16 protein-coding genes and 1 other RNA gene are annotated in these 18,039 nt (G+C 59.3%); 13 read left to right on the plus strand and 4 right to left on the minus strand.

Annotated features, from left to right (window positions below):
- Positions 1–71: 71 nt before the first annotated feature.
- The 6 genes from ACZ5RI_RS04575 (at position 72) to ACZ5RI_RS04600 (ending at position 8,102) form a co-directional block, all read left to right on the plus strand.
- The gene (locus ACZ5RI_RS04575; RefSeq protein WP_464514928.1) at positions 72–1,772 is read left to right on the plus strand and encodes a DUF5597 domain-containing protein; all 1,701 of its coding nucleotides are present in this window, start codon (positions 72–74) and stop codon (positions 1,770–1,772) included.
- 39 nt (positions 1,773–1,811) lie between these two features.
- Positions 1,812–4,775, plus strand: coding sequence for a glycoside hydrolase family 31 protein (locus tag ACZ5RI_RS04580; protein WP_464514929.1), 2,964 nt, complete (start codon positions 1,812–1,814; stop codon positions 4,773–4,775).
- A 117-nt stretch (positions 4,776–4,892) separates the two neighbouring features.
- On the plus strand, positions 4,893–5,534 hold the full coding sequence (gene thiE / locus ACZ5RI_RS04585; RefSeq protein ID WP_464514930.1) for a thiamine phosphate synthase: 642 nt from the start codon (positions 4,893–4,895) through the stop codon (positions 5,532–5,534).
- A 145-nt stretch (positions 5,535–5,679) separates the two neighbouring features.
- The gene (gene efp, locus ACZ5RI_RS04590) at positions 5,680–6,246 is read left to right on the plus strand and encodes an elongation factor P (RefSeq protein ID WP_464514931.1); all 567 of its coding nucleotides are present in this window, start codon (positions 5,680–5,682) and stop codon (positions 6,244–6,246) included.
- A gap of 3 nt (positions 6,247–6,249) precedes the next feature.
- Complete coding sequence (locus ACZ5RI_RS04595) at positions 6,250–7,059, plus strand: inositol monophosphatase family protein (RefSeq protein WP_464514932.1); 810 nt, start codon at positions 6,250–6,252, stop codon at positions 7,057–7,059.
- A 77-nt stretch (positions 7,060–7,136) separates the two neighbouring features.
- Complete coding sequence (locus ACZ5RI_RS04600; RefSeq protein WP_464514933.1) at positions 7,137–8,102, plus strand: OmpA family protein; 966 nt, start codon at positions 7,137–7,139, stop codon at positions 8,100–8,102.
- Positions 8,103–8,178: 76 nt separating this feature from the next.
- On the opposite strand, the gene ACZ5RI_RS04605 is transcribed toward ACZ5RI_RS04600, so the two are convergent.
- The 3 genes from ACZ5RI_RS04605 to tkt all read right to left on the minus strand — a co-directional run bounded on the left by ACZ5RI_RS04605 (position 8,179) and on the right by tkt (position 12,543).
- Positions 8,179–9,378, minus strand: coding sequence for a phosphoglycerate kinase (locus ACZ5RI_RS04605; protein ID WP_464514934.1), 1,200 nt, complete (start codon positions 9,376–9,378; stop codon positions 8,179–8,181).
- Positions 9,379–9,495: 117 nt separating this feature from the next.
- Complete coding sequence (gene gap, locus ACZ5RI_RS04610) at positions 9,496–10,503, minus strand: type I glyceraldehyde-3-phosphate dehydrogenase (RefSeq protein WP_464514935.1); 1,008 nt, start codon at positions 10,501–10,503, stop codon at positions 9,496–9,498.
- 60 nt (positions 10,504–10,563) lie between these two features.
- Positions 10,564–12,543 (minus strand): transketolase, encoded by a 1,980-nt coding sequence (gene tkt / locus ACZ5RI_RS04615; protein WP_464514936.1) that lies wholly within the window; start codon positions 12,541–12,543, stop codon positions 10,564–10,566.
- A gap of 157 nt (positions 12,544–12,700) precedes the next feature.
- Here tkt and ACZ5RI_RS04620 point away from each other — a divergent pair, with 157 nt between their 5' ends.
- From ACZ5RI_RS04620 to ACZ5RI_RS04635, 4 genes are all read left to right on the plus strand, one after another.
- Positions 12,701–12,964 (plus strand): DUF4164 family protein, encoded by a 264-nt coding sequence (locus ACZ5RI_RS04620; RefSeq protein WP_464514937.1) that lies wholly within the window; start codon positions 12,701–12,703, stop codon positions 12,962–12,964.
- Positions 12,965–13,112: 148 nt separating this feature from the next.
- A complete protein-coding gene (locus tag ACZ5RI_RS04625) occupies positions 13,113–13,553 on the plus strand; it encodes a cell division protein ZapA (RefSeq protein WP_464514938.1) in 441 nt (146 codons plus the stop codon).
- Between the two features lie 134 nt (positions 13,554–13,687).
- A non-coding RNA gene (gene ssrS, locus ACZ5RI_RS04630) (6S RNA) lies at positions 13,688–13,844 on the plus strand.
- A 29-nt stretch (positions 13,845–13,873) separates the two neighbouring features.
- A complete protein-coding gene (locus ACZ5RI_RS04635) occupies positions 13,874–14,431 on the plus strand; it encodes a 5-formyltetrahydrofolate cyclo-ligase (protein ID WP_464514939.1) in 558 nt (185 codons plus the stop codon).
- A 4-nt stretch (positions 14,432–14,435) separates the two neighbouring features.
- On the opposite strand, the gene ACZ5RI_RS04640 is transcribed toward ACZ5RI_RS04635, so the two are convergent.
- Positions 14,436–15,011 (minus strand): HAD family hydrolase, encoded by a 576-nt coding sequence (locus ACZ5RI_RS04640; protein WP_464514940.1) that lies wholly within the window; start codon positions 15,009–15,011, stop codon positions 14,436–14,438.
- Between the two features lie 109 nt (positions 15,012–15,120).
- On the opposite strand from ACZ5RI_RS04640, the gene ACZ5RI_RS04645 reads away from it, so the two are divergent.
- The 3 genes from ACZ5RI_RS04645 (at position 15,121) to ACZ5RI_RS04655 (ending at position 17,922) form a co-directional block, all read left to right on the plus strand.
- The gene (locus ACZ5RI_RS04645; RefSeq protein WP_464514941.1) at positions 15,121–15,933 is read left to right on the plus strand and encodes a TIGR00282 family metallophosphoesterase; all 813 of its coding nucleotides are present in this window, start codon (positions 15,121–15,123) and stop codon (positions 15,931–15,933) included.
- Positions 15,934–16,021: 88 nt separating this feature from the next.
- Positions 16,022–17,050, plus strand: a complete 1,029-nt coding sequence (locus ACZ5RI_RS04650; RefSeq protein WP_464514942.1) for an aldo/keto reductase — start codon at positions 16,022–16,024, stop codon at positions 17,048–17,050.
- Between the two features lie 425 nt (positions 17,051–17,475).
- Positions 17,476–17,922: a helix-turn-helix domain-containing protein gene (locus ACZ5RI_RS04655; RefSeq protein ID WP_464514943.1), complete on the plus strand. Its 447-nt coding sequence runs from the start codon at positions 17,476–17,478 to the stop codon at positions 17,920–17,922.
- The last annotated feature ends 117 nt before the right edge of the window (positions 17,923–18,039 follow it).

The following is an 18,039-nucleotide window of genomic DNA, read 5'->3' on the forward strand; positions in this document are numbered from 1 at the left end:
CTATCACAAAGTATTTCCCTCGGGTATTTGGTATGGTCCCCGGGGCAGGCGCAATGTCAGGGGAGGTTTCGTTGTCCACATCATCATTCCATCTGTCTCGCTCGGTATCCACGGTGGTGAAGGGGCGTCATTTTGCCCTCGCTGTCGGCACGGCGGCCCTGCTTCTGGCCGGTTGTGCGGATGTCGGTTCCGGTGTCAGCCCGTTTGCGGCCAATGCGGCCGCCCCGGTTCCCACGGTGGTGCAAAAGGATGGTCGCTTTGCCCTGATGGTGGATGGCGCGCCCTTCACCATGCTGGCGACCCAGGCCAACAATTCGAGCAATTATCCCGCTGCCCTGACCAAGGTGTGGCCCGCGCTGAAAAAGCTGGGTGCCAACACGCTGGAAATCCCTGTGGCGTGGGAGCAGATCGAACCGACCGAAGGCACGTTCGACTTTTCCTATGTCGATACGCTGGTGAAGCAGGCGCGCGAGAACAATATCCGTCTGGTGCTGGTGTGGTTCGGCACCTGGAAGAATACCTCGCCCAGTTATGCCCCGGCCTGGGTCAAGAATGATCCGGCCCGCTTCCCCCGCATGATCGATGAAAAGGGCAAGAATTTCTATGCCATGTCGCCGAACAGCCCGGTGACACTGGCCGCTGACAGTAAGGCCTATGCCACCCTGATGGGCCACCTTAAGGATACCGATGCTGCCCGCACTGTGATCATGATGCAGGTCGAAAATGAAACCGGCACCTATGGTCTGGTGCGCGATCATGGCCCGGCGGCGCAGAAGCTGTTCGACGGCCCGGTGCCCGAAAAGCTGCTGGCCGGTTTGCACAAGGCCCCCGGTAGCTGGACATCCGTTTTTGGTAAAGATGCCGAGGAATATTTCCACGCCTGGTCGATCGCATCCTATGTCGAAGCGGTGGCCGAGGCGGGTAAGGCGGTCTATCCGCTGCCGATGTATGTCAATGTGGCCTTGCGCGACCCCGACAATGCACAGGACCCCAAGACCTATGCGGTGGGCGGGCCGACCTGGAACGTGCTCGATATCTGGAAGATTGCCGCGCCCAATATCTTCGCGGCCGCGCCGGATCTCTATACCCAAAACTATGCCAATGTGACGAGCAATCTCAAGCGTTACACCCGGCCGGATAACCCGCTGATGATCGTCGAAATCGGTAACGATCCCTGGTATTCGCGTTTCCTCTATCCGGTTCTGGGCCAGCATGGTCTGGGTTTTGGCCCGTTTGGCTTTGATTATACCGGCTACAGTAACTATCCGCTGGGTACCAAGGTGGTTGATGACGCATCTATCGCGCCGTTTGCGGCCCATTTTGCCCAGGTCGGGTCGGTCATGCGTCAGTGGGCTAAGCTCAGCTTCGAGAACGAGACCTGGGGTGTGGCCGAGCCGGATGATCATGCCGCCCAGTCCCAGACTCTGGGCCGCTGGAAAGCCTCGGTTTCCTATGGCCAGTGGCAGTTCGGCGAGGCGAAATACTTCAAGAATGCCGATAAGCCGGATTGGGCCGCCAAGCCGACCGGCGGTGCGCTTATTGCACAGCTCGGGCCTGACGAATTCCTCGTAATGGGCTATCATGCCCGGGTTTCCTTTGCGCTGGCTGACGAAAAAAGTGGTCAGTCCTCGCAATGGGATCGTGTCGAGGAAGGGCACTATGACGGTGACAAGTGGGTGTGCGACCGCGTGTGGAATGGCGATCAGACCGACTATGGTCTGAACTTTGCCGATGCCCCGCAAGTGTTGCGCGTCAAACTGTCGACATACTGAAAGCTCCAATAACAACTTCATATAAGAGTGGAGAGGGACATGGTCGTAACAAAGTCTGCGAAACGCTGGGTAGCGTTCGCGGCGGCGGCGGCAGTGCTGGCAATGGCCGGTGCCTGTTCGTCGGCGTTCAAGTCGAAGGAGGCGGAAAAAGCCGCCCCCCAGACCTGGGAGAAGACCGCCACCGGCGTCATCATCAATCCCACCAGCGCGGCCGCACACAAGGTGCGTCTGGAGGTCATGACGGATGGCATCATCCACGTCACCGCGTCGGTGGATGGTAATCTTGACCCACAGAAAAGCCTGCTGGTGCAGGTTAAACCCGAACAAACCAAATTTGATGTCACGACCAGCGGCGATACGCTGACGCTGAAAACCGACAAGGTCTCGGCGGATGTTTCGCTCTCCTCCGGCAAGGTCGTGTTCCACGACGCGTCGGGCAAGGCGGTGCTGTCGGGCTATAATGGCGGCCAGTTCACCCCGGTGAAGGTTGATGGCAAGGATTTCTATGCCGTCCGTCAGGAATTCAACCGTGGCACCGATGAAGGCTTCTATGGCCTTGGTCAGCATCAGAACGGCCAGATGAATTACAATGGCGAGGATGTCATCCTGGCCCAGCACAATATGGACGTTGCCGTGCCGATGGTGGTTTCCACCAACAATTACGGCGTGCTGTGGGATAATTATTCGATCACGCGTTTTGGTTATCCCAAAGAATACGACACGCTGTCGAAAGAGCTGAAGCTGCGCGATGCGTCCGGCAAGGAAGGGGGCCTCACCGCCCGCTACTATGTCGGTGGCAAGCTGAAGGTGGAACAGGTCGAAGCCGACCCGAACTATCAGTTCATTCCCGACCAGAAGAACTTCCCGGATGCGGTCAAGGTTCACACCGACAAGCCGCTGGTACAGGGTGCACCGCCGGCGACCTATCCCGACCTCAAGGTGGTCTATGACGGCACGCTGGAAACCGACAAGACCGGTGTCCACAAGTTCCGTTTCTATGTCAGCGGCTATTTCAAGCTGTGGATCGACGGCAAGTTGGTGATGGATAGCTGGCGTCAGGGCTGGCAGGGCTGGTACCGCAATTACGAGATGGAAATGACCGCCGGTAAGCCGGTCAAGTTCCATGCCGAATGGCAGAACGAAGGCGGCGCGTATTTACGCTTCCTGCATCTTGATCCGCTGCCCGATGCCGAACGGCATGAACTGTCGCTGTCCTCGGATGTCGCGCACAATATCGACTATTATTTCATCGCCGGTTCCGACATGGATGATGTCGTCGCGGGCTATCGTCATCTGACCGGTCAGGCCGCCATGCTGCCCAAATGGGCCTATGGTTTCTGGCAGAGCCGTCAGCGTTACAACACCCAGCAGCAGCTCGTCGATGTCGTCAAAGAATATCGCAAGCTGAATGTGCCGCTCGATGCCATAGTGCAGGACTGGCGCTATTGGAAAGATCCGGCCTGGGGTTCGCATGATTTCGACGAAAGTCGTTTCCCCAATCCGCAGAAGATGGTCGACGATGTGCATAATCTGCATGCCCATCTGATGATTGTGATCTGGCCGAAATTCTATTCGCATCTCGATAACTATAAGGAATTCGATAAGCTCGGCCTGATGTATCGGTATGCGGTCGATCAGGGCTATCTCGACTGGGTTGGTCCGGGTTACAAAAGCTCGAACTACGACGCCTATTCGCAGGCCGCCCGTGACATCTACTGGAAGCAGATTGCACCCAAGCTCGATGTCCTGGGCCCCGATGCCTGGTGGATGGATAACGACGAACCCGACATGCATTCCAACATGCCGATCGACGACCAGATCAAGATGCGTGGGCCGACGGCCTATGGTCCGGGCGCACAGGTCTACAACACCTATCCGCTCATGCATGTTTGCGGCTTCTACGATCATTGGGCCGCGGCACATCCTGATCAGCGTACCTTCATTCTGACCCGTTCTGGCTTTGCCGGCATGCAGCGTTGCAGCGCCGGGGTGTGGAGCGGCGACGTGGTGGCGCGTTGGTCCGATATGCGCGATCAGATTTCGGCGGGCGTCAACTTCTCGATGTCCGGCGTTCCGAACTGGAGCATGGATATCGGCGGCTACACCATGGAAAGCCGTTTTGGCGGCTATTTCGATGATGGGCTGAAGGTCTATACCAAGCCGAAATCGGCGGCGGATCTGGCCGAGTTTACCGAACTTTATACCCGCTGGTATGCGTTCGGTGCCTTTGCCCCGGTCTTCCGTTCGCATGGTGAAGTCCGTCGTCGTGAAATCTACGAGATGGCCAAGCCGGGTTCGGAAACCTTCAAGATTCTCGACTGGTATACCCATCTGCGCTATCGCCTGCTGCCCTATATCTACACGCAGGCGGCATCGACCTATCACAAGTCGGGCACGCTGATGCGTGGTCTGGTGATGGATTTCGGTGCGGATAAGAAGGTCTGGAATATTGCCGACGAATATATGTTCGGCAAAAGCTTCCTGGTTGCCCCGGTGACCGAGTACAAGGCCAAATCGCGTTCGGTCTATCTGCCGGCGGGTGCGGACTGGTACGACTTCTTCTCGGGCAAAAAGTACAGCGGCGGTCAGTCGATCACCGCGGTGGCACCGCTGAAGCAGATCCCGGTCTACGTCAAGGCGGGCGCGATCATCCCGACGGGGCCTGATCAGCAGTACACGGATCAGAAGCCGAACGCCCCGATCGTCTTCGTGGTGTATACCGGCGCCGACGGTAAGGCTTCGCTCTATGAAGATGATGGCAAGTCGAATGGCTATCGTCAGGGCAAGGCCAGCGGCATTGCGCTGTACTACAACGACAAGACCGCCACGCTGACCATTGGTGCCCGTATGGGTTCCTTTGACGGCATGCTGGCCAAGCGGGTGTTCAAGGTTCGCTTCATCTCTGGCCCGACCAGGGATGCGGTTAACTTCGATGCCAAGGCTGACGCCACGGTCGCCTATGACGGCCACGAAGTGAAAGTCACCAGGCCCGCTGGCAAATAAGCCAAACGGCGATAAACGTGGAAACGGCCCGGAAAGCTCCGGGCCGTTTCCTTTTGGGGGTGGCGTCGGGGCCATCTGGCGCGGTATCTTGCCGGGGAAATTTGTGAAAGCCTGTTGATGCCCGCCGAAGAACCCTGCCGTCTTTACCTTATTACCCCGCCCAAACTGGACCCGGCCCCCTTTGCCGAGACACTGAAAGCCGCGCTGGATGGCGGCGATGTCGCCTGCCTGCAGCTTCGGCTGAAAGGGGCGGCCGATGACGAGATTAAGCGGGCAACCGACATTCTGATGCCGATTGCCCAGTCCGCCGGCGTGGCGTTTCTGCTCAATGACCGCCCCGATCTGGCCGCCCGTCTGGGCTGTGACGGTGTTCATGTCGGTCAGGAAGACGCGCCTTATGCCGATGCGCGCGCGGCGCTGGGGCCGGACCGCATCGTTGGCGTCACCTGTCATGGCTCCCGGCATCTGGCCATGGATGCGGGCGAGGCCGGGGCGGATTACGTGGCCTTTGGGGCCTTTTTCCCGTCACCGACCAAGCCGGATGCGCCGCTGGCCGAGCTTGATCTTATCCGCTGGTGGGCCGACGTGATGGTGGTGCCCTGTGTCGCCATTGGCGGTATCACGGTGGAAAATGCTGGCCCGCTGGTGGCCGCCGGGGCGGACTTTCTGGCGGTTTCGGCCGGGGTCTGGGATTTTAAGGATGGCCCCGGGGCGGCGGTTGCGGCGTTCAACGCGCTTTTTGCTGCCCAAGAGGTCTAAAATAACAGGAATTTCAGCGACTTGCGGTGCGGCCGGGTCAAAGGGCAAAAATGGCTGCACCGGGGGTTTGCCCCCTCTGCCCAAGCCTGCTATCACCCTGCCGCTCTTTGAATTGTAACATCTCGGCGCCCGAAGGACGTATATTATGTCGAAAATTGCAGGAAACGAAATTCGGCCCGGCACTCTGATTGAACATCAGGGCGGCCTGTGGCTGGCGGTCAAGTCACAGGCAGTCAAGCCCGGCAAGGGCGGCGCCTATAATCAGGTCGAGCTCAAGAATATTCTGAGCGGCACCAAGCTGAACGAGCGTTTCCGCTCGGACGCCACCGTGGAAGAGATCTATCTCGAGAAGAAGGACTACAACTTCCTCTACGCCACCGGCGAAATGCTGACCTTCATGGATACCGAAACCTACGAACAGATCGATATCGAGGCGGATTTCATCGGTGATCGCGCCCGCTTCCTGCAGGACGGCATGAAGGTGATTGTCGAATCCTATGAAGGCAAGTCGATCAGCATTCAGATGCCGCTTCAGGTTACCCTGACCGTGACCGAGGCCGACCCGGTGATGCGTGGCGGCACGGCTGCCCCGTCTTACAAGGGCGCGGTGCTGGAAAATGGCGTCAAAACGCAGGTGCCGCCGTTCATCGAAGCCGGCGCCCGGATCGTGGTGGCCGTTGAAGATGGCTCCTACGTCCGTCGTGCGGAGTAAATCATGCCGTATTTATCCCCTGCTCTGAATGTGATGATCGCCGCGGCCCGTAAAGCGGCGCGTGGACTGACGCGTGACTTTGGCGAACTGGAAAACCTGCAGGTCTCGATGAAAGGCCCGGGCGATTTCGTTTCCAACGCCGACCGGCGCACGGAAAAGATCCTGATCGAGGAATTGTCCAAGGCCCGCCCCGGTTACGGCTTTCTGTGCGAGGAATCCGGCCGTCAGGAAGGCTCCGACACGTCGCATCGCTTCATTATCGATCCCCTGGACGGCACCACCAACTTCCTGCACAGCGTGCCGATCTTCGCCATTTCGATTGCGCTCGAACGCGAAGGTCAGCTGGTGTCTGGGCTGGTCTACAACCCGATCGTCGACGAAATGTATGTCGCCGAAAAAGGCCACGGCGCCTATCTCAACGACAAGCGGCTGCATGTGGCGGCGCGCCGTTCGATGAGCGAGGCACTGTTCGCCACCGGTCTGCCCTTCTCGGGCAAGCCCGGCCATGCCCTGGCCCTGGCCGAGGTCGCCGAGGTGCTGGCGGTCAGCCCCGGCATCCGCCGCTGTGGTTCGGCGGCGCTGGATTTGTGCGGCGTGGCGATGGGCCGGTATGACGGCTACTGGGAACGCGGCATCAATGCCTGGGATATGGCGGCGGGTATCATCATTGCCCGGGAAGCCGGCGCGCTGGTGACCGACATGAATGGTGGTCAGGATATGTTGACTTCCGGTGGGGTGATCGCCACCAACGAGTCGCTTTTCCCGCAGATCCGCGACCTCTTGGCTAAGGGCCGCAAGAAGGCCATTGGTTGAGGGTGCAAGCCGGATAGCATAAGGTTACTATCCTTACGTGGAATCATGCGTTAGCCATGGGGGCGGATGTCCGTTCAATGCGATACACTCCCATTTCCCTGCTGCTGATGGCAGCCCCTCTGTTGTTGGCGACCGGCGCTTATGGCGATCCGGTCTACAACAACCCCGAAGTCGTCACCAATCCGGCGCCGGGGGCAGGGGTGCTGCTCTATCCCGGTGGGCACTATGGCCGCATTGTTCAGGGTGATCTGATCCAGCCGGGCGAGGGCGATGCCCCGATCCGGCTGCACCGGATCAGCAAAAAGCCAGCTGCCCGCAGCGTCCGCGAAAGCCTCGCCAGCCCTGTGGCCCCCGTGGTTCATAAGACCCGGGTAGCGGTGGCCCCGCCACCCGATCTGGTGCCGCCGGTTGCGGCCCGCGCGCCCGAACGTAAAGTGGCGCAAAAACAGCCCGAAAATCGCGTGGTCAGGCCGGTTGAAACGCCGGTGGCGCGCAGCTTGCCGCCGCCCGTGGCCAAAGCACCGGTGAAGGTCGCCACCCGTCAGGCCCAGCCTGTAAACCGTGCCGTTTCGGCAGGCTCGTTTGATATGGGCGATCTGGAAGTGGCCCATGGCGGCCACACCACATCCCATTCCCCGGCTGTGCAGAATAACGTCCCGCCCGCGAAACCGCCGGTGCAGGTTGCCCGGCTTGAGCCGCAGCATCCCGTCGCCGAAGCGCGTGGGGCCCGCCGCGGTTCGATCACGTTCGAGGCCAACGCCAGCGATCCCGGTGGCGCGGCGGTGCAGTCTTTGACCCGGCTGGCCGACTCTTTAAGCATGGCGCTGGCAGGGAACGGTTCGGGCCGGGTTCAGGTCTTCGCCTATGCCGGACCGAAGGGTGAGAAATCCTCCGATGGCCGGCGGCTGTCGCTCAAGCGGGCGCTGATCGTGCGCCAACTGCTGATTGACGCCGGGGTGCCGTCGGACCGTATCGATGTCCGCGCCATGGGCGGGGCCACCGATGGCGGTGCCGCTGACCGGGTCGATGTTTTCCTGAAATAGAAATTCCGTAATATCGGGCATAAAAAAACGGCCGGAACCGAAGTTCCGGCCGTTTCCATTTCTGCCGAGGCAGAAATTACTTCACGAACAGCGCAACCACGCCCGGCAGTTCCTTGCCTTCGAGCCATTCGAGGAAGGCGCCGCCAGCGGTCGAGACATAGGAGAAATCGTTTGCCGCACCAGCCACGTTGAGGGCTGCCACGGTGTCACCGCCACCGGCAACCGACAACAGCTTGCCGGCTTTGGTCGCCGCCGCAACGGCCTGCGCCGCGCCAACGGTGCCCTTGTCGAAGGGCGGGATTTCAAAGGCGCCGAACGGGCCGTTCCAAACCACGGTCTTGGTCGAAGCCAGAATGGTCTTGAACTCTTCGATCGAAGCCGGACCAACGTCGAGGATCATCTCGTCATCGGCGACATCATCCACACCGGCGATGCGGTTGGCGGCACCGGCCTTGAATTCCTTGGCCAGCGACACGTCGACCGGCAGCACGACGGTCTTGCCCGTCGCCTTGGCCTTTTCCAGCACCTTCTTGGCGGTGTCGACGAAATCGGCTTCATACAGCGACTTGCCGATCTTCTTGCCCTGAGCGGCCAGGAAGGTGTTGGCCATGGCGCCACCGATCACCAGCGTGTCCACGCGGGCCATCAGGTTTTCCAGCACGTCGATCTTCGAGGAGACCTTGGCACCGCCAACAACGGCCAGAACCGGGCGGGTCGGGTTGTCGAGGGCCTGCTGCAGGTGCTTCAGTTCGGCTTCCATCGAACGGCCAGCGGCCACGACGGGGATGATCTTGGTCACGCCTTCGGTCGAAGCATGGGCGCGGTGGGCCGACGAGAAGGCGTCGTTGACATAGACGTCTGCCAGCTTGGCCAGCTTGGCCGAAAATTCCGGATCGTTCTTTTCTTCTTCGTTATAGAAGCGGGTGTTCTCAAGCAGCAGGACTTCGCCGTCCTTCAGCTTGGCCACGGCTTCTTCCGCCACCGGACCAACGCAATCATCGGCAAATGCCACCGGCAGGCCGACCTTTTCGGCCAGCGCGCTAACCACAACCTTCAAAGACTGGCTGGCATCGCGCTTGCCCTTCGGACGACCGAAATGCGAGCAGACGATGACCTTGCCGCCCTTCTTGGCGAGGTCGATGATGGTCGGGGCCTGACGATCAATGCGCGAGGTATCAGTGACCACGCCGTCCTTCGTCGGCACGTTGAGGTCGGCGCGAACCAGAACGCGCTTACCTTTGACGTCGATGTCGTCGATGGTGAGGAACTTAGCCATGAGATTGGTCCTTAAAGTTTGGCCTTAAAAGTTTGGCTGAAGACGAAAAAAAACCGCGCTGTGGGCGCGGCAAAAAAGATGGGGCAAGCATCGGAAGGATGCTTGCCCCAATATGCATTACAGGAACTTGCCCATCGCCAGAGCGGTGTCGATCATACGGTTGGAGAAGCCCCACTCGTTGTCGTACCAGCTGTAGATGGCGGCGAGGTCGCCCTCGATCACCTTGGTCTGCGGCGCCATGAAGGACGACGAGGCCGGGAAGTGGTTGAAGTCCTTGGAGACCAGCGGTTCGTCGACATAGTGCAGGATACCCTTCAGGTACCCTTCCGAAGCCGCCTTCATCGCCGCGTTGATGTCTTCCTTGGTGGTGGTCTTGTTCAGGACAACCTTCAGGTCAACCAGCGAGACGTTCGGGGTCGGGACGCGGATCGAGATACCGTCCAGCTTGCCCTTCAGTTCCGGCAGAACCAGGCCAACGGCCTTGGCGGCACCGGTCGAGGTCGGGATCATCGACTGCGACGCAGCGCGGGCGCGATACAGATCCTTGTGGAGCTGGTCGAGGCTCGGCTGGTCGTTGGTGAAGGAGTGCACCGTGGTCATGATGCCCTTGGCGATGCCGAAATTGTCGTTCAGCACCTTGGCGAGCGGGGCCAGGCCATTGGTCGTGCACGAAGCGTTCGAAACGACGATGTGGTCCTTGGTCAGCTTGTCATGGTTGACGCCATAAACGACCGTCAGGTCAGCGCCGTCGGCCGGGGCCGAAACCAGGACGCGCTTGGCACCGGCTTCCAGATGCAGAGCGGCCTTGTCACGGGCGGTGAAGAAGCCGGTGGATTCAACGGCGATATCAACGCCCAGATCCTTGTGCGGCAGCTCGGCCGGGTTGCGGATCGCGGTCACCTTAATCTTGTGACCGGCAACCGTCATGATGTCGCCCTCGACCGAAACTTCGGCCGGCAGACGCCCATGGATCGAATCATAGCGCAGCAGGTGCGCGTTGGTCGGCACCGGGCCCAGGTCGTTGACCGACACAACTTCGATGTCGCGGCGACCCGATTCGACGATCGCACGCAGAACCAAGCGCCCGATACGGCCAAAGCCGTTAATTGCAATACGAAGGGCCATGAAATTTCTCCTGTTTTTTGTTCACGCCTAAAATTTTAAGCCGATTAAAGGTCCGGCTAATTAACCCTGCAACGCTTTTTTCGCCGCGGCTGCCACAGCTTCCGGGGTGATTCCGAACTTCTGGAACACATCCTTGGCCGGGCCGCTGGCGCCGAAGCCATGCATGCCGACAAAGACGCCCTTTTCGCCGATATAGCGATCCCAGCCAAAGCCAAGGGCCGCTTCGATACCGACTTTAACGGTGTCAGGTCCTAGCACATTTTTGCGATAGTTTTCATCCTGCTGTTCGAAAAGTTCCCAGCTCGGCATTGATACAATGCGGGCGGGAATTCCGTCAGCTGCCAACAGGTCGCGGGCCTTGAACGCCAGTTCCACTTCTGAACCGGTGGCCAGCAGGCTGACCTTGGCGTTTTCGGCACCGGCAACCTCGTAAGCGCCTTTGGCGCAGAGGTTTTCGTCCGTATGCGTGGTTCGCGCGGTCATCAGGTTCTGGCGGCTTAGCGCCAGCATGCTGGGATGGTTCTTGTCGGCCAGGGCCAGGGCCCAGCATTCCGCCGTTTCGACCACGTCGGCCGGGCGATAGACCCGAAGGCCCGGAATGGCACGGGCTGCGGCGAGATGTTCCACCGGCTGATGGGTCGGACCGTCTTCGCCGACGCCGATCGAATCATGGGTGAAGACGTAAATGACACGGATGCCCATGATGGCGGCCATACGCATCGCCGGACGGCAATAGTCCGAGAAAACGAAGAACGCACCGCCGTAAGGCACAATGCCGCCATGCAGCGTCATACCGTTCATCAGGCCGGTCATACCGAACTCGCGCACGCCATAGCGGATATAGCGGCCCGAGAAGTCGCCGGTCTTGATGTCGGTCAGGGTCGAGGTCAGCGTGTTGTTGGACGGCGTCAGGTCCGCCGAGCCGCCAATCGTGGCGGGCCACAGCGCGTTGACGATTTCCAGCACCATCTGCGAGGCTTTGCGGGTGGCAACCGAGGGTTTCTCGGCGCTGGTCTGCTTTTTGAGAACCTGCAGGCCGTCCCAGACCTCGGCCGGCATGTCGCCCGCCAGCAGATCGTCGAACCGCTTCACCAGCGCGGGATCGGCAGCGTTTTTGCGCGCTTCCCATTCGGTGCGGGCGGCCGCGCCACGGCTGCCGGCTTCGCGCCAGACCTTGGTGACCTCTTGCGGGATGACAAAAGGCTCATAGGGCCAGTCGAGGGCCTTGCGGGCACCGGCGATTTCTTCCGCACCGAGCGGTTCGCCATGGGCCTTGGAGGTACCGGCACGCTTGGGCGCGCCAAAGCCGATGATGGTCTTGCAGGCGATCAGGGTCGGCCGGTCATTCTTGTGGGCAGCTGTGATGGCGGCGGCAATCGCGTCGCTGTCATGGCCGTCGACGCGGGTCGTGGCCCAACCAGCGGCCTCGAAACGCTTAATCGTGTCGGTCGAATCCGTGATGGTGGTCGGCCCGTCGATCGAAATGCCGTTATCATCATAGAGCAGGACCAGCTTGGACAGCTTGAGATGGCCAGCGATCGAGATGGCTTCGTGGCTGATGCCTTCCATCAGGTCGCCATCGCCGCACAGGCAATAGGTGTGGTGGTCAACCAGGCCGTCGCCGAAGCGGGCGTTCAGGATGCGTTCGGCCAGCGCCATACCGACGGCGTTGGACAGACCCTGACCCAGCGGGCCGGTGGTGGTTTCGATGCCGGGGATTTCGCCATGTTCCGGGTGGCCAGCGCAGTGGCTGCCCAGCTTACGGAAGGTTTTGATGTCGTCGATGGTGATGCCCGGATACCCGCTCATATAGAGGAACGAATACAGCAGCATCGAACCATGACCGCCAGACAGGATCAGCCGGTCACGATCCGGCCAGCTGGGGGCTGTCGCATCAAATTTCATGAATTTGGTCGTCAGCGTGGTCAGGACGTCGGCCATGCCAAGCGGCATACCAGGGTGACCGGAATTGGCCGTTTGCACGGCATCCATGCTGAGGGCCCGAAGGGCATTGGCCATAAGGCGGATTTGCGAATTCATAGGCGTTTCCAACTACTCCGACATTTGCTTTTACTGCCTTAAACTCGCCCCCAGACCAATCGTCAAGTCTCTCCCCAGGAACCTTGCGGCAGCTCTGTTGACCATAGGACCGGCAAGTGCCAATGCTTTGCCCCGGCGCAACAGAGGAGGCGCCAGCATGAGTAGGGTCAGTCTTGCCGCCGAACGTTTGGAAAAAGCCTTAGACCGGCTGGAGACAGTGGCACAGCCGCTGCTCAAAGTCCGTGATTTGGCTCATGAATCTGCCGTGCAGGCAGAAAAATTGTCCGCCGAGCGCGAACAGCTTGTCGCCCGCGTGGCCGAGCTGGAAGAAAACGCCCGGACACTTTCCGGGCTGACCGCGGAAGTCGAGGGGCGTCTCGATGGCGCCATCGCCGAAATCCGTGCGGCACTGGGCCGCTGAGATATATTTTCCCCTATGGCCATGACACCGGTTTCCGGTTTGCGGGCGTAACAACGCTTGCTGGTTTGGCCGACTGGCGGCAAAGTGGCATGCACGAGGGGACTTTACGGACTTTAAGGGGCCGTACGGACAGATTAGGAGAAGTAAGATGGCTGTCGTCACCGTCGTGGTCAACGGACACAATTATTCGATCGATTGCAATGACGGCGAAGAGCCCCAGCTACAGAAGCTTGGCGCCAGGGTTGATGCCAAGGTGCAGGAAGTCGTGCGCATGGTGGGCCAGATCGGCGACACCCGGCTGCTGCTGATGGCCGCGATGCTGATCGCCGATGACGAAGCCGCGGTGAAAGCCAAGCTGGAGACCAGCGAACGGGCGCTGGCGGATATGCAAAAGGCCAATGCCCAGTTGCAGGCCCATATCAACGATGCCGAATCTCTCGCCGCCGATAAACTGGAAGCCGCTGCCGGGCGGGTTGAAACCGTGCTGCAGGCTTTAAGTGTCGAAGCCGATACGACGGGGGCGGACGAAGTTCCGCCGCCTGCTGCATCGGCCCGGCCACTGCCGACCGATGGCAAAACACCGGGCTAATCCGCCCGGACAGCACATAAGGCTTGGGCGTGACGCCAAGCTCAAGGCGGCTTCAGGTTTCCTTTGGAATGATGCTAGGAATATAAACTAGCCCGCTCGCTTTTGCAGCCGATTACGCTATAGTCGAAAGCGGACAGGTACTGCTCCGCTCGTCAGGAACGCGATACCCAGGGGCCTTAATGGTACTCATCGGGAGCTATCCCTGGCCAGAGCCGTGGCTTTGGTCATACGGCCCCCACCTGCAACTGCAGGCCCGTGAGGATCCATACCAACGACGGCTGCGGTCCTGTCCACTTTAATTCCTTACATGGGGTGGGGCTGTGATCGGCAAGGACCGTCTGCGCAAAAGCGCCCGCAGTCACCGGGCCACTCTTTCTCAGGATTTATCCGATTTTGCCGAGCTGCTCGCCGGGGTCGATTTGCCCCTGCCGCCGCATAGCTGTGTGGCGGGCTATTGGCCGCTGGCAGGCGAGGCCGATCCGCGCCTGTTGATGGCGGCGTTGCAACGGCGTGGCCACAGCCTGGCGCTGCCCTGTATTGTTGGCCCCGATCAGCCGCTGATCTTCCGGGGCTGGCGCATCGGTGATCCGCTGGTGGCGGGCACCTTCGGCACATCTGAACCGCCCGCGTCCTGCCCCAGGGTGGTGCCGCAGGTTTTGCTGGTGCCGTTGCTGGCGTTCGATGGGGCGGGGTATCGGCTGGGGTATGGCGGTGGCTATTACGACCGCAGTTTGGCCCAGTTGCGCGAAAGCGGCAGCCCGCTGGCGGTTGGTATCGCTTTTGCCGGGCAGGAAGTTGACGCCGTGCCGGTTGAAGCCACAGATCAGCGCCTTGATATGGTGATCAGCGAGGCCGGGCTGCGCCACTTCCCGGTCTAATCGCTTACGGCGCGATGCTGAAACGTTCGTACAGCTCGCGTGCGGCCTGCGGTGCCGTGGTGAACACAATACCGGCAATTCCGGCATTCTTGGCCCCTTCAATATTCACCGGATTGTCGTCGAGAAAAATCGCGTCTTTCGGTTGAACATCCATTTTGGTCAGCAGGTGCTGGAAGAAGGCTGGGTCGGGCTTGGCCATATGCTCCTCGGACGAGACCATAATGGTGTCGAACAGTCGTGCCAGATCATGACGCGCCATGATTTGCCGCACAAACGGTACGATGGCATTGGTCAGCAGGGCCACCCGATATTTGGTTTTCAGCGCTTCAATCAGGGCCACCGTGTCGGAATCGACTTTGACATGGGCCCAGAACTCGTCCTCAAGTTGTTTGGCCGAAACGCCAGCAATGCCGGACAGCCGGTCAAAGAAGGCCTTTTGGGTGATGTAGCCTAGGTCGGCTTCCTGCACGACGGTGGCGCGATAGCGCACGACATCGGCGGCCGACATATAGCGGGGCAGCACAAAAGGCGCGATTTCAGCAACAACCACACCGAAGAAGTCGAATATAATAGTTTGCACGCGATAACCCTTTCACAATGCTTATAGCAGACGAAAAGCGCCTTGCCGATGTGTCTTTGTTGCGCGATAGGGGTTCAAATCTGGGCATGGGCGGTGATAGTCTGACTTTATGAACCTTTTATTCATAGGCGATATCGTCGGTCGGGGCGGACGCGAGGTGGTGGTAGCTGAGCTGCCTCGCCTGAGGCGTGCATTGGCACTCGACTTTGTTGTGGCCAATGGCGAGAACGCCGCCGGCGGCTTCGGGCTGACCCGCGCCATTGCCGATGAGTTGTTTGCCTGTGGGGTCGATTGTCTGACCACCGGCAACCACTGGGCTGACCAGCGCGAACTGTTGACGGTGATTGTCGACGAAGATCGCATTCTGCGCCCGGCCAATTTTCCGGCCGGGGCACCGGGGCGTGGTGCCGGGTTATACGAAACCCCTGCGGGGGCCCGTGTGCTGGTGATGAATTTCATGGGCCGGGTGTTCATGGATGCGCTCGACGATCCTTTCGCCGGGGTGGTGCGCGAACTGGCTGCCTGTCCTTTGGGCGAGGGGGCCGATGCGGTCCTGATTGATTTTCATGCCGAGGCCACCAGTGAGAAAATGGCCTTCGGTCATTTCTGTGATGGCCGCGCCTCGCTGGTGGTGGGCACGCACACCCATATCCCGTCGGCCGATGCACAAATTCTTCCCGGAGGTACCGCCTATCAAACCGATGCCGGGGCCTGCGCCGATTATGATTCCGTGATCGGGATGGAAAAGTACGAACCGATCCAGCGTTTCGTGCACAAAATGCATGGTAGCCGTTTTGCCCCGGCCACGGGGCCGGCCACACTGTGTGGTGTGTTTGTCGAGGTCGGCAGTGATGGTTTGGCCAAACGGGTCGAGCCGGTGCGGGTGGGCGGACGCCTGATCCAGACCCTGCCGACGCTTTAAGTCTGGCCCAAATTTGGTCTGACACGATCGTGTTTTATGAAACCGTACTGCGCTGTTTCCGTCTAAGGCGCATTCAGGAGAGACTGCGATGGAGTACCGTCTGCTTGGCCGCTCGGGACTGAAAGTTTCGGCGCTGGCTTTGGGAACTGCGACCTTTTGTGGTCGCGATGGTGGCAGTGCCTGGGGCAGTGTCGATGTTGAAGACGCCCGCCGCATGATTGATATCTGCCTTGATGCCGGCGTCAACCTGTTCGACAGCGCCGACATTTATGGCGGCGGGGTTGCGGAAACCATTCTGGGCGCCGCGATTAAAGAGCGGCGTGACCGCTTGCTGATTTCGACCAAGTTGACGTTCCGGCATGGTTCGGGGCCCAACGATGTCGGCTCGTCGCGCTATCACATCACCCGCCGGATCGAAACCGCACTGAAAAAGCTGGGTACGGATCATATTGATCTGTTGCAGCTGCATGGTTTCGATGCCCTGACGCCGGTTGAAGAAACCCTGATGGCGCTCGACAGCCTCGTGCAGGCCGGCAAGATTGGTTATATCGGCGTATCGAATTATTCCGGCTGGCATTTGATGAAGTCGCTGGCGGCGTCGGAAAAATATGGTCTGGCCCGCTATGTCGCCCATCAGGCGTATTATTCGTTGGTCGGGCGTGATTACGAATGGGAACTGATGCCATTGGCCCTCGATCAGGGCATTGGCACCGTGGTGTGGAGCCCGCTGGGCTGGGGCCGGCTGACCGGTAAAATTCGTCGTGGCGCGGCGCTGCCGCAACTCAGCCGGCGCCAGAGCAAGGCTGATAACGATATTGGGCCGCAACTATCGGACGAATATCTCTATGGCGTGGTCGATGTTTTGCAGAGCCTTGCGGACGAAACCGGCAAAACCATTCCGCAGATTGCCATCAACTGGTTGCTGCAGCGGCCGACGGTATCCAGCGTTATTCTGGGTGCGCGTACCGAAGCACAGCTGATCGATAATCTGGGCGCGGCAGATTGGCATCTGACCGCCGAACAGATTGCCCGGCTGGATGCGGCCAGCGCCGTCACCCCGGCCTATCCCTATTGGCATCAGCGCCAGTTTAGCGAACGTAATCCGTCGCCGGTTTAAAACATATAAAATTTTACAGATTATACTATGCCCGCGAGCCTCGTGCCCGCGGGCTTTTTTGTGCCGTGTTTCATGCGTTAGTCGGACGACAGATGAAATCAGCCTACGGATAATATCTCTGTTATGTTGGAAAATCCCCGGTGAAGGGATTGCCGCGCAACCTGAAGTTATGGGTGCGCGTCCCGGTATAGGGGATTTGGCGATAATTTAAGCATGAATACATAAAATTCTCAACGAATGGAAAACAGGCTGGGAAGCGTCGACCCAACGCACGATCCGTAAACGTTGCGGGCATTTGCAAGGTGCCGCAATCGAAGTCTCTACAAGGTGGGCATGTTGTTTTTGTCAATCTTGTGGTCATCGACAACGTTTTACGTATCGGGTGCACGGGATTCGTTACCCTTGTCGTTCCGCAGGAGTTGTAGATGGATGTTGTTAAGTTGCCGTCATTCCCCCGTGTTAAAAGTACGGATGAAACGGATATGTATATCGGCGCACGCCTGCGTTTTTGGCGACGTATACTGAATATTGATTCCAAACAACTGGCGCGCAAACTACAGATAACCTATCAGCAGCTGCAAAAATATGAAAAGGGCATCAATCGGATAAGTGCAAGCCGGCTCTACAAAATTTCGCAGGAGCTGCAAATTCCGATCAGCTATTTCTATCAGGACATCGACGTCATAACCCAAAGTCCGACCCGTACGCATGAGCGTGATGTGCTCAGCATGCGGCTGACGACGATTGAATTCATGGCAACCGATGTCGCGATAGAATTATGCCGCAGTTTTATTAGTATTCACAATCCCTATACGAAAGATGCGGTGTTGCAATTATTGGTCGCGTTATCGGCACGTGACGGCAACCCCTAAATCCCTGCCGCTATTCAATGCGGCGCACAAAACCGTGAATCCGGCTTTAATACCCGCTGTGTGTGGCATTGACCGCAACTGGTGATAATGCAGACAACCCTTGATCCATCGTTTATG

Source organism: Micropepsis pineolensis (assembly GCF_055392125.1).

What these genes read in the sequence shown, in the direction of transcription:
- gap (WP_464514935.1), bottom strand. Translation starts at nt 10,503, where the DNA reads ATGGCCCTTCGTATTGCAATTAACGGCTTTGGCCGTATCGGGCGCTTG.
- tkt (WP_464514936.1), bottom strand. Translation starts at nt 12,543, where the DNA reads ATGAATTCGCAAATCCGCCTTATGGCCAATGCCCTTCGGGCCCTCAGC.
- ACZ5RI_RS04650 (WP_464514942.1), top strand. Translation starts at nt 16,022, where the DNA reads ATGGAGTACCGTCTGCTTGGCCGCTCGGGACTGAAAGTTTCGGCGCTG.
- ACZ5RI_RS04605 (WP_464514934.1), bottom strand. Translation starts at nt 9,378, where the DNA reads ATGGCTAAGTTCCTCACCATCGACGACATCGACGTCAAAGGTAAGCGC.
- thiE (WP_464514930.1), top strand. Translation starts at nt 4,893, where the DNA reads ATGCCCGCCGAAGAACCCTGCCGTCTTTACCTTATTACCCCGCCCAAA.
- ACZ5RI_RS04655 (WP_464514943.1), top strand. Translation starts at nt 17,476, where the DNA reads ATGGATGTTGTTAAGTTGCCGTCATTCCCCCGTGTTAAAAGTACGGAT.
- ACZ5RI_RS04600 (WP_464514933.1), top strand. Translation starts at nt 7,137, where the DNA reads ATGCGATACACTCCCATTTCCCTGCTGCTGATGGCAGCCCCTCTGTTG.
- ACZ5RI_RS04625 (WP_464514938.1), top strand. Translation starts at nt 13,113, where the DNA reads ATGGCTGTCGTCACCGTCGTGGTCAACGGACACAATTATTCGATCGAT.
- ACZ5RI_RS04580 (WP_464514929.1), top strand. Translation starts at nt 1,812, where the DNA reads ATGGTCGTAACAAAGTCTGCGAAACGCTGGGTAGCGTTCGCGGCGGCG.
- ACZ5RI_RS04620 (WP_464514937.1), top strand. Translation starts at nt 12,701, where the DNA reads ATGAGTAGGGTCAGTCTTGCCGCCGAACGTTTGGAAAAAGCCTTAGAC.
- efp (WP_464514931.1), top strand. Translation starts at nt 5,680, where the DNA reads ATGTCGAAAATTGCAGGAAACGAAATTCGGCCCGGCACTCTGATTGAA.
- ACZ5RI_RS04595 (WP_464514932.1), top strand. Translation starts at nt 6,250, where the DNA reads ATGCCGTATTTATCCCCTGCTCTGAATGTGATGATCGCCGCGGCCCGT.
- ACZ5RI_RS04645 (WP_464514941.1), top strand. Translation starts at nt 15,121, where the DNA reads ATGAACCTTTTATTCATAGGCGATATCGTCGGTCGGGGCGGACGCGAG.